This is a genomic window from Desertihabitans aurantiacus, assembly GCF_003344635.1.
In the GTDB taxonomy this organism is placed as follows: Bacteria; Actinomycetota; Actinomycetes; order Propionibacteriales; family Propionibacteriaceae; genus Desertihabitans; species Desertihabitans aurantiacus.
In genome coordinates, this window is sequence record NZ_QPKK01000141.1 from 1 (window position 1) to 10,211 (window position 10,211).

9 protein-coding genes are annotated in these 10,211 nt (G+C 73.4%); all 9 read right to left on the bottom strand.

Annotated features, from left to right (window positions below; translation table 11 throughout):
- Positions 1–544: 544 nt before the first annotated feature.
- Positions 545–1,807, bottom strand: a complete 1,263-nt coding sequence (gene tyrS, locus DVA66_RS12065) for a tyrosine--tRNA ligase (protein ID WP_114560321.1) — start codon at positions 1,805–1,807, stop codon at positions 545–547.
- A complete protein-coding gene (argH, locus tag DVA66_RS12070) occupies positions 1,800–3,272 on the bottom strand; it encodes an argininosuccinate lyase (protein ID WP_114560314.1) in 1,473 nt (490 codons plus the stop codon). Before argH ends, tyrS begins: the two co-directional genes overlap by 8 nt.
- The gene (locus DVA66_RS12075) at positions 3,269–3,766 is read right to left on the bottom strand and encodes an arginine repressor (RefSeq protein ID WP_114560315.1); all 498 of its coding nucleotides are present in this window, start codon (positions 3,764–3,766) and stop codon (positions 3,269–3,271) included. Before DVA66_RS12075 ends, argH begins: the two co-directional genes overlap by 4 nt.
- Entirely contained in the window at positions 3,763–4,710 is a 948-nt protein-coding gene (gene argF / locus DVA66_RS12080) for an ornithine carbamoyltransferase (RefSeq protein WP_114560316.1), read from the bottom strand. Before argF ends, DVA66_RS12075 begins: the two co-directional genes overlap by 4 nt.
- On the bottom strand, positions 4,707–5,978 hold the full coding sequence (locus tag DVA66_RS12085) for an acetylornithine transaminase (protein WP_114560317.1): 1,272 nt from the start codon (positions 5,976–5,978) through the stop codon (positions 4,707–4,709). The genes argF and DVA66_RS12085 overlap by 4 nt, the downstream gene beginning before the upstream one ends.
- Positions 5,975–6,874, bottom strand: a complete 900-nt coding sequence (argB, locus tag DVA66_RS12090) for an acetylglutamate kinase (RefSeq protein WP_232821927.1) — start codon at positions 6,872–6,874, stop codon at positions 5,975–5,977. Before argB ends, DVA66_RS12085 begins: the two co-directional genes overlap by 4 nt.
- A 116-nt stretch (positions 6,875–6,990) precedes the next feature.
- Positions 6,991–8,184 (bottom strand): bifunctional glutamate N-acetyltransferase/amino-acid acetyltransferase ArgJ, encoded by a 1,194-nt coding sequence (argJ, locus tag DVA66_RS12095; RefSeq protein WP_114560319.1) that lies wholly within the window; start codon positions 8,182–8,184, stop codon positions 6,991–6,993.
- A gap of 56 nt (positions 8,185–8,240) precedes the next feature.
- Entirely contained in the window at positions 8,241–9,275 is a 1,035-nt protein-coding gene (gene argC / locus DVA66_RS12100; RefSeq protein WP_198671701.1) for an N-acetyl-gamma-glutamyl-phosphate reductase, read from the bottom strand.
- A gap of 262 nt (positions 9,276–9,537) precedes the next feature.
- Positions 9,538–10,211 (bottom strand): phenylalanine--tRNA ligase subunit beta-related protein (locus DVA66_RS12105; RefSeq protein ID WP_456297811.1); only part of this gene is annotated, 674 nt, incomplete at its 5' end.

Below are 10,211 nucleotides of genomic sequence, written 5' to 3' on the forward strand. Positions count from 1 at the left end.
CAAACTCTCCATCGAAAACAAACACCCCAAAGGGCGTCCATATCAAACAAAAGAGCAGACCATGACACCCCGCACCCCCAGAAGGAAAACCAGAGACACGGAGCCTTACACAATCACTCAAAGAAACCACCAACCCCACCCACCCCAAAAGGCAGACAAGGCCGACGGAAACCAAAAAAAACTGGCAATGACCTTAAAGCACACTGTTGAGTTCTCAAGAATCACCCACACACCTCGAACCAGCTCACCGCCAGCCCTCGGGGCAACTCGCCTAACGTTACCCATCCGCCTCACCGGAGTCAAACCCCGGTTTCCGCTTCCGGCACCCGCCCGCGCTCCGACCCCGGTCTCTGGTGGTCCTGGTGAGGACGCACCTCACCGTGATCGTCTCGGTTGGGTGGCCGCTGTTCGGAGCTCGGATCCTCGGGGCTCTGCCCCTCGGTCCGGGCTGCTCCGCCCTGGCGACTCGGAGAACATTACGCCCGGGTCGTCAGTCGCGCAACCCGGGCCGGGGTGGTCGTCGTCACACTTCGGTGGGACCGTCTCAGCTTGCACGCGAGACGGCGCCGACGGTACGGCGGCCACGCCGCAGCACCACCCAGCGACGGTGCAGCAGGTCGCCCTCCGACAGCCGGGCCTCCGGGTCGGTCACCTTCTGGTTGTTGACGTAGGCGCCGCCCTCGGCGATGGCCCGGCGGGCGGCCGAGCGGCTCGGCACCACCCCCGCCAGCTCCATGGCCTCCGCCACCGTCGGCAGCTCGTCCCCGCGGAGCGGTACCGCCCCGACCTCGCGCATCGCCCCGGCCAGGGCGGACTCGCTGAGCTCGCCGAGCTCGGTGCGTCCGAACAGCGCGCCGGCGGCATCCACCGCCTCGTCCCGCTCGCGCTCGGAGTGCACGAACGCGGTGATGTCGTCGGCCAGCGCCTTCTGGGCGGCGCGGCGGTGCGGCTCGCGCTCGGTCAGCTCCGCCAGCTCCTCGATCTCCTCCCGGGAGCGCCCGGTGAACACCTTGAGGTACTCGACCACCTTGGCGTCCTCGGCGTTGAGGAAGAACTGGTGGAAGGCGTAGGGCGAGGTGAGCTCGGGGTCGAGCCAGACGGTGCCGCTCTCGGTCTTGCCGAACTTGGTGCCGTCGGCCTTGGTCAGCAGCGGGGTCGCCAGCGCGTGCACTCGCTCCCCCTCGGAACGGCGGATCAGCTCCACCCCGGCGGTGATGTTGCCCCACTGGTCGCTGCCGCCGAACTGCAGCGTCACGCCGTGTCGGCGGAACAGCTCGCGGTAGTCCAGCGACTGCAGCAGCACGTAGGAGAACTCGGTGTAGGAGATGCCGGAGTCGAGCCGGGTCCGCACCACGTCGCGGGCCAGCATCCGGTTCACCGGGAAGTGCTTGCCGACGTCACGCAGGAACTCGATCGTCGACAGCGGTCCGGTCCAGTCGAGGTTGTTCACCACGGTGGCGGCGTTCTCCCCGTCGACGTCGAGGTAACGCGCCACCTGGGCCTGGATCCGCCGCACCCAGCCGGCCACCACGTCCGGGTCGTTGAGCACCCGCTCACCGGTCTGCTTGGGGTCCCCGATCAGGCCGGTCGAGCCGCCGACGAGGATCACCGGACGGTGCCCGGCCCGCTGCAGGTGCCCGGCGACGATCAGCTGCACCAGGTTGCCCATGTGCAGGCTCGGCGCCGTGGGGTCGAAACCGACGTAGTAGCTGACCGGACCGCTGCCCAGGTGGGCGCGCAGGTCGTCGAGGTCGGTGCAGTGGGCGATCAGCCCCCGCCAGGTCAGCTCCTCCAGGACGTCAGTCACGCGGCCCAATGTAGCCACGGGCCCAGGTGCGCAGCCGCTCCGTCTCGGCGCGCACCTCCTGCAGCTGCTCGGCCACCCGCGACGGCGCCGTGCCACCCCGCTGGTCCCGGGCGGCCACCGAGGCCTCGACATCGAGCTCGGCCACCAGCTCCGGCCGCAGGTGCTCCGAGACGGCGGCGAGGTCGTCGGGCGTGAGCTGCTGCAGCTCGAGGCCGCGCTGCTCGCAGTAGCGGACGCAGGCGCCGGCGATCTCGTGCGCCTCGGCGAAGGGCACCCGCCGTCGCACCAACCAGTCCGCCACGTCGGTGGCCAGGGAGAACCCCTGCGGCGCCAGCGCGGCCATCCGCTCGGGGTGGAAGGTCAGCGTGCCGACCATCCCGGCCACCGCCGGCACCAGCACCCGCAGCTGGTCGAGGGAGTCGAAGACCGGCTCCTTGTCCTCCTGCAGGTCGCGGTTGTAGGCCAGCGGCAGGCCCTTGAGGGTGGCGAGCAGCCCGGTGAGGTTGCCGATCAGCCGTCCCGCCTTGCCCCGGGCCAGCTCGGCGACGTCGGGGTTCTTCTTCTGCGGCATGATGCTCGACCCCGTCGACCAGGCGTCGTCGAGGGTGGCGAAGCCGAACTCCGAGGTGCACCAGAGGATGACGTCCTCGCTGAGCCGGGACAGGTCGACCCCCACCTGGGCCAGCACGAAGGCGGCCTCGGCGACCAGGTCGCGCGCCGCCGTGCCGTCGATCGAGTTGGCCACGCTGCCCTCGAAGCCCAGGTCGGCCGCGATCGCCTCCGGGTCGAGGCCCAGCGAGCTGCCGGCCAGGGCGCTGGACCCGTACGGGCTGAGCCCGAGCCGGCGGTCGAGGTCGACCACCCGGGCCCCGTCGCGCAGCAGCGGCCAGGCGTGGGCGAGCAGGTGGTGCGAGAGCAGCACCGGCTGGGCGTGCTGGAGGTGGGTGCGTCCGGGCATCACGGCGCCGAGGTGCCGCTCGGCCTGGTCGGCGAGGGCGTCGACCACCTCCAGCACCGCGGTCAGCACCACCGCGAGCTCGGTGCGCAGGTAGCGCCGGACGAGGGTGGCGATCTGGTCGTTGCGGGAGCGGCCGGCACGCAGGCGTCCGCCCAGGTCGGGGCCCACCCGCTCGACGAGGATGCGCTCCAGGGCGCCGTGCACGTCCTCGTCGTCGGGGTCGGGGCCGAGGGTGCCCTCGAGGACGTCGGCGCGGATCCGCCGCAGCTCCTCGACCATCGCGGTGTGCTCCTCGGCGGTCAGCAGCCCGACCCGCAGCAGCGCGTTGGCGTGGGCCACCGAGCCGTCGAGGTCGTGCGGGGCGAGCCGCCAGTCGAAGGCGGTGGAGCGGGAGAGCTCGGCCATCGCCTCGGCCGGGCCGCCGGCGAACCGACCGCCCCACAGCCGTCCCGCCGCGACCCCGCTGCCCTGCTCCACCGTCACGCCGTCCGTCTCCTCGTTCGTCATGGCACCCGTCCCGTGGTCAGCCCCAGCAGCTGCGCTGCCAGGTCGGGCCCGCCGTCGGGCTCCCGGCTGATGACCATCACCGTGTCGTCGCCGGCGATGGTGCCGAGCACCTGCGACCAGGCGGCGTGGTCGATCGCGGAGGCGAAGTACTGCGCCGCGCCCGGCGGGGTGCGCAGCACCGCCAGGTTGGCCGAGCCCTCCGCCGAGATCAGCACCTCCCCGCAGAGCCGGGCCAGCCGGGCGTCAGCGGTCTCGGTCTCGGAGGCCGGGATGGCCCGCTCGCCCTCCGACGGCACCCGGTAGACCAGCCCGTCGCCGGTGCGCACCCGGACGGCCCCGATCTCGACCAGGTCGCGGGACAGGGTGCCCTGGCTGACCGCCATCTGGTCGGCGGCGAGCCGGTCGGCCAGCTGGGCCTGCGAGGTGACCCCGCCGGCCTCGATCAGCTCGATGATGCGGGCGTGCCGGGCGGCGCGGGTGATCGGGCGGTTCATCGCTGGTGCTCCCCCGCCAGCTCGCCGAACCCGACGCAGAGCAGCGCCAGCACCGCCTTCTGGGCGTGGCGGCGGTTCTCGGCCTGGTCCCAGACCACCGACCGCGGCCCGTCGATCACCTCGGCGTCGATCTCCTTGCCCCGGTAGGCCGGCAGGCAGTGCAGCACGATGCCGTCCGGTGCCGTCTCGGCCACCTCGGTGGTGAGGCGGTACGGGCCGAGCACGGCCTCCCGCTCCGCGGCCTCGGCCTCGCTGCCCATCGAGACCCAGGTGTCGGTGACGAGCACGTCGGCCCCGGCCAGCACGCCGGGATCGGTGCTCACCTGCACCGACCCACCGCTGGTCGCCGCCAGGGCCCGCGCCCGGGCGAGGACGTCCTCCGCGGGCTGGTAGCCCTCGGGGGCCACCACCTGCAGGTGCATCCCGGCCAGCGCACCGGCCAGCAGCGTGGAGGCGGCGACGTTGTTGGCCCCGTCGCCGATCCAGCCCACCCGCTGCCCGGCAAGGGTGCCGCGGTGCTCGCGGATGGTCAGCAGGTCGGCCAGCAGCTGGCAGGGGTGGTAGGCGTCGGTGAGCGCGTTGACCACCGGGACGCCGGCGTGCTCGGCCATCGTCTCCAGGTCGGTCTGGGCGTAGCTGCGCCAGACGATCGCGGCCACCTGGCGTCCCAGCACCCGGGCGACGTCCGGCACGGACTCGCGGGTGCCGATCCCAGCCAGCCGGCCGTCGACCAGCATCGGGTGGCCCTGCAGCTCGGCGATCCCGGCGGCGAAGCTCACCTGGGTGCGCAGGGTCGGCTTGTCGGAGATGATCGCGACGCTGCGCGGCCCGCTCAGCACCGGCACCGAGAAGGGGTCGGCCTTGAGCCGGGCGGCCAGGTCGAGCACGCGGCTCTGCTCAGCCGCGGTCAGGTCGTCGTCGGCGAGCAGGTGGCGGACGGTCATGCGGCTCCTCCGGCGGCGCTCTCGAGCAGCCCGGGCAGGGCGTCGAGGAAGGTCTGCAGCTGGTCGGCGGTGACGATCAGCGGCGGGGCGACCCGCAGCACGTCGGGCCGCGGGGCGTTGACGATGAAGCCGGCCTCGAGCGCGGCGTCGGCGAGCGCGGGGGCGAGCGGCTGGTGCAGCCGGATGCCGCGCAGCAGTCCGCGTCCGGTCACGCCCGCGACCAGCGGTGAGCCGAGCGCCTCCACCGCCTCGCGCAGCTGCTCGCCCCGGGCGGTGGCGTTGGCCAGCAGCCCGTCCCGCTCGATCACCGAGATCACCGCGAGACCGGCGATGGCGGCCACCGGGTTGCCGCCGAAGGTGGTGCCGTGGTCCCCGGCCCCGAGCAGCTCGGCGGCAGCACCGGTCGCGATGCAGGCCCCGACCGGGAACCCGTTGCCGAGCCCCTTGGCCACGGTGACCAGGTCGGCGGTGACCGGGTGCTCCCCGGCGCGGGAGGCCAGCCAGCTGCCGGTGCGTCCCATCCCGGTCTGCACCTCGTCCAGCCAGAGCAGGGCGCCGTGCTGGCGGGTGATCCGCCGGGCCTCGGCCAGGTAGTCCGCGGGCGGGGTGACCACCCCGTTCTCGCCCTGGATCGGCTCCAGCACCACCGCGGCCACCGTCTCGTCGACCGCGGCGGCCAGCGCGGCGGCGTCGCCGTAGGGGACGAAGACGACGTCGCCGGGCAGCGGCTCGAACGGCTCGCGGTAGGACGCCTTCGCGGTCAGCGAGAGGGCGCCCATGGTCCGGCCGTGGAAGGCGCCCTCGGCGGCGACCACCCTGGTGCGTCCGGTGCGGCGGGTGATCTTCAGCGCGGCCTCGTTGGCCTCGGTGCCGGAGTTGGTGAAGAACACCTTGGCCGGCAGGTCGGGCCCGCCGCCGGCGATCGCGGCCAGCCGCTCGGCCAGCGCGACCTGGGCCGGGGTGGCGAAGAAGTTCGACACGTGACCCAGCGTGGAGAGCTGGCTGGTGATGGCCGAGAGCACGAAGGGGTGCGCGTGGCCGAGGGCGGTGACCGCCAGGCCGGACAGCAGGTCGAGGTGCTTGCGGCCCTCGGCGTCCCAGACGTGCACGCCCTCACCGCGCACGAACACGCGCTTCGGGGTGCCGAAGACCCCGATCATCGACTGCTGGTAGCCCTGCAGGACGGCGGCGGTGGTGGCACCCTCGGAGAGCGCCGGCGCCAGCCTGGCGGCGTCGGCGACCGTGGTGCCGGGTGTGGTCTGGCTCATGGCCGGCCTCCGTTGTAGAGCTCGTCGGCGGGGATGCCGGTGGCGGCCGGGAACACCCGGCTGCCGTGGCGGATCAGCCCGTCCTGGGTGACCATCGTGCCGATCCCGGCATTGGTGAAGATCTCCAGCAGCAGCGCGTGCGGCACCCGGCCGTCGCTGATGGTGGCGCGGGTCAGGCCGCCGTCGACCGCCCGCAGGCAGGCCTCCATCTTCGGCACCATGCCCGAGGCCAGCGAGGGCAGCATCTCCCGCAGCGCGCTCGCCTCGATCTCCTTGATGACGTCGTCGGAGGAGGGCCAGTCGCGGTAGAGCCCCTCGACGTCGGTGAGCACCACCAGCCGCTCGGCCTCCAGCGCGACCGCCAGCGCGGCCGCGGCGGTGTCGGCGTTGACGTTGTGCACCACGCCGTCGACGTCGGGGGCGATGCTGGCCACCACCGGGATCCGGCCGGCGTCGATCAGCCCCTGGATGGCTCCGGTGCGCACACCGACCACGTCGCCGACCAGACCGAGGTCGACCTCCTCGCCGTCCACCACGGTGGTGCGGGTCTCGGCGGTGAACAGCCCACCGTCCTCCCCCGACATCCCCACCGCGAGCGGGGAGTGGGCGTTGATCAGCCCGACCAGCTCGCGGCCGACCTGGCCGACGAGCACCATCCGGATGATCTCCATCGCCTCGGCGGTGGTGACCCGGAAGCCGCCGCGGAACTCCGAGCGGATGTCGAGCCGGTCGAGCATCGCCGAGATCTGCGGGCCGCCGCCGTGCACCACCACCGGGTGCAGGCCGCAGCGCTTCATGAAGACGATGTCGGAGGCGAAGGCGGCCTTCAGCTCGTCGTCGATCATCGCGTTGCCGCCGTACTTGATGACCACCGTGCGTCCGGCGTAGGTCTCCATCCACGGCAGCGCCTCGGTGAGGATGGAGGCCTTGCGGATCAGCTCGGCGTGGTCGTTCGGCTCCCGCAGCACGGTGCCGGGGCCGGCCGGCCGGGCCGAGCGTCCGTCGGTCGGGTTCATGTGGAGTACTCCGAGTTCTCGGTGACGTAGTCGTGGGTGAGGTCGTTGGTCCAGACGGTCGCCTGGGCCGGGCCGGCGTGCAGGTCGATCTCGACGACGACCTCACGGCCGGAGAGGTCGACCAGCGAGCGGTCCTCACCGATCGCGCCGGAGCGGCACACCTGGACGCCGTTGAAGGCCACGTCGAGGGCGGACGGCTCGAAGGCGGCGCTGGTGGTGCCGACCGCGGCCAGCACCCGCCCCCAGTTGGGGTCGCGGCCGAAGACGGCGCACTTGAAGAGGTTGCTGCGGGCCACCGCCCGGGCCACCTCGACCGCGTCGTCCTCACTGGCCGCCGAGCGCACGGTGACCGCGATGGTGTGCGCGGCCCCCTCGGCGTCGTCGATCAGCCCGGCGGCGAGGTCGGCGCAGACGGAGGTGAGCTCGGGGACGAGCTCGGCCGCGCCCACCTCGACACCGCTGGCGCCGCTGGCCATCAGCAGCACGGTGTCGTTGGTCGACATGCAGCCGTCGCTGTCGGCCCGGTCGAAGGTCAGCCGGCAGGCCTCCGCCAGCGCCTCCCGCAGCACGTCGGGGGTCGCGCGGGCGTCGGTGGTGAGGACGACGAGCATGGTCGCCAGCCCCGGGGCGAGCATCCCCGCGCCCTTGGCCATCCCGCCCACCGTCCAGGAGCCGGTCGGGCCGTCGACGAGACGACTGGCCTCCTTGGGCCGGGTGTCGGTGGTCATGATGGCCCTGGAGGCCGCGGCGCCGCCGTCGGTGGAGAGGGCGGGGACGCAGGCGGCGATCCCGGCGGTGACCCGGTCCATCGGCAGGTAGGTGCCGATCAGCCCGGTGGAGCAGACGACGACGTCGCCGGCCTCCACCCCGAGGGCGTCGGCGGTGGTCGCGGCCATCGTGGTGGCGTCGGTGAGCCCGCGGGGTCCGGTGCAGGCGTTGGCGCCGCCGGAGTTGAGCACCACCGCCGAGACCACGCCGTCAGCGACCACGCCGCGGCTCCAGGTGACGGGCGCCGCCTCGACGCGGTTGGTGGTGAACACCGCGGCGGCGTGCTGGTCGGGTCCGAGGTTGTGGACGACGGCCAGGTCGGGGTTGCCGCTCGGCTTCAGACCGGCGGTGACGCCGGCGGCGGCGAACCCGGCCGCAGCGGTCACCCCGGTGCGCCCGGCGTCCTGCGCGGAGGTGCTCATGGGTGCCTGCTGGTGTTCGCTGTCGCTCACGGGTGTCTGCCGGTGTTCGCTGTCGCTCACGGGGCCACCCCCACCAGCGGCAGGCCGAGCGTCTCGGGCAGACCGAGCGCCAGGTTCATCGACTGCACCGCGCCACCGGCGGTGCCCTTGGTGAGGTTGTCCAGCGCCACCACGACCACCAGCCGACCGGCGGCGGCGTCCACCGCGACCTGGAGGTGGACGGTGTTGCTGCCGAGCACCGACTGGGTCTGCGGCCACTGCCCCTCGGGCAGCAGGGTGACGAACGGCTCGTCGGCCAGCGCCTCGGCGTACACGGCGCGGGCGCGCTCGGCGTCCACGCCCGGCTGCAGCGGGGCGCTGCAGGTGCTGAGGATGCCGCGCGACATCGGCACCAGCACCGGGGTGAAGGAGACGGTGGGGTCGGTCGCGCCGAGGGTGCGCAGGTTCTGCCGGATCTCCGGCACGTGGCGGTGCACCCCGCCCACGCCGTAGGCGCTGGCCGAGCCCATCAGCTCCGAGCCGAGCAGGTGCGGTTTCAGCGACTTGCCCGCCCCGGACGGCCCGCTGGCGGCGACCACCACGACGTCGCGACCGTCCACCAGCCCGGCGCCGACGGCCGGGGCCAGGGCCAGGGTGGCCGAGGTCGGGTAGCAGCCGGGCACCGCGACCCGGTGGGCACCCGCGAGCACCTCGCGCTGGCCGGGCAGCTCGGGCAGCCCGTAGGGCCAGGTGCCGGCGTGCTCGGTGCCGTAGAACTGCTGCCAGTCCGCGGGGTCGGCGAGCCGGAAGTCGGCCCCGCAGTCGACCACCAGGCAGTCCTCGCCCAGCTCGGCCGCGATCGCCGCGGAGGTGCCGTGCGGCAGGGCGAGGAAGACCACGTCGTGGCCGCCGAGCACCTCGGGCGTGCTCTCCTGCACCACCCGGTCGGCCAGCGGGCCGAGGTGCGGCTGCAGCTCACCCAGGCGTCGGCCGGCGCTCGAGCCCGCGGTGAGCGCGCCCACCTCCACCTCGGGATGGGACAGCAGGAGGCGCAGCAGCTCGCCTCCTGCGTACCCGGTGCAACCGGCGACCGCTACGGAAACCATAGGCATAACTATGTCAGAGGTCGCATAGTTATGCGAACTGGTTTCGCAGGTGTCCCGGTCGATCGCCCTTCGACAGGCTCAGGGAGTTGGGATCGGCTCAGGGCGTTGGGATCGGCTCAGGGCGTTGGGGTCGGCTCAGGGAGTTGGGATCGGCTCAGGGCGTTGGGGTCGGCTCAGGGAGTTGGGATCGGCTCAGGGCGTTGGGATCGGCTCAGGGCGTTGGGATCGGCTCAGGGCGTCGGGGCCGGGTCGGCCTCGAGGCGTCGCGTCAGCTGCGCAGCTCGGCCCCGCAGCGTTCGGCGGCCAGGGCCACGGCGGCGTCGCGGACCTGCATCGCCTCGGCGTCGGTGAGGGTGCGGTCCGGGGCGCGCAGCAGCAGCGCGTAGGCCAACGACTTGCGGCCGGGGCCGAGGGCGTCGGAGGTGTAGACGTCGAACAGCCGGATCGACTCGACGAGCTCTCCCCCGCCCTCGACCAGCGCAGCCTGCACCTCGGCCTGCGGGGTCTCGGCCGGCACCACCACGGCGATGTCGATCTTGGCCACCGGCAGGGTGGAGATCGGCACCACCGAGCCGCCGCGCGGGGCGAGGGCGACCAGCCGGTCGAGGTCGAGCTCCATGGCGCAGGTCCTGGCCGGGACGCCGAAGGCCTCGCACACCGTCGGGTGCAGCTCGCCGGCGTGGCCGACCACCTCCTCGCCCACCGTCAGCGCGGCGCAGCGTCCGGGGTGGAAGGGGGCGTGCTGGTCGGCGCGGCGCCCGAGCTCGAGCCCGACGGCGCGGGCGGCGATCTCGGCGGCCTCGACCGCGTGCTGCCACCCGGCGCGGACCGCCGGACGCTCCGGCGTGGTCGGCAACCAGTCGCCGCTGAGCACCACGGCCAGCCGGCGCGGCTGGTCGGGCAGGGCGGCGTCCAGCGCGGCGATCTCGGCCTCGCTCGGCC

Bases quoted from the DNA above. Each gene is read 5' to 3' on its own strand.
- argJ (WP_114560319.1), bottom strand. From the start codon at position 8,184: ATGAGCACCTCCGCGCAGGACGCCGGGCGCACCGGGGTGACCGCTGCG.
- DVA66_RS12075 (WP_114560315.1), bottom strand. From the start codon at position 3,766: ATGAACCGCCCGATCACCCGCGCCGCCCGGCACGCCCGCATCATCGAG.
- argB (WP_232821927.1), bottom strand. From the start codon at position 6,874: ATGGAGACCTACGCCGGACGCACGGTGGTCATCAAGTACGGCGGCAAC.
- argF (WP_114560316.1), bottom strand. From the start codon at position 4,710: ATGACCGTCCGCCACCTGCTCGCCGACGACGACCTGACCGCGGCTGAG.
- argH (WP_114560314.1), bottom strand. From the start codon at position 3,272: ATGACGAACGAGGAGACGGACGGCGTGACGGTGGAGCAGGGCAGCGGG.
- DVA66_RS12085 (WP_114560317.1), bottom strand. From the start codon at position 5,978: ATGAGCCAGACCACACCCGGCACCACGGTCGCCGACGCCGCCAGGCTG.
- argC (WP_198671701.1), bottom strand. From the start codon at position 9,275: ATGCCTATGGTTTCCGTAGCGGTCGCCGGTTGCACCGGGTACGCAGGA.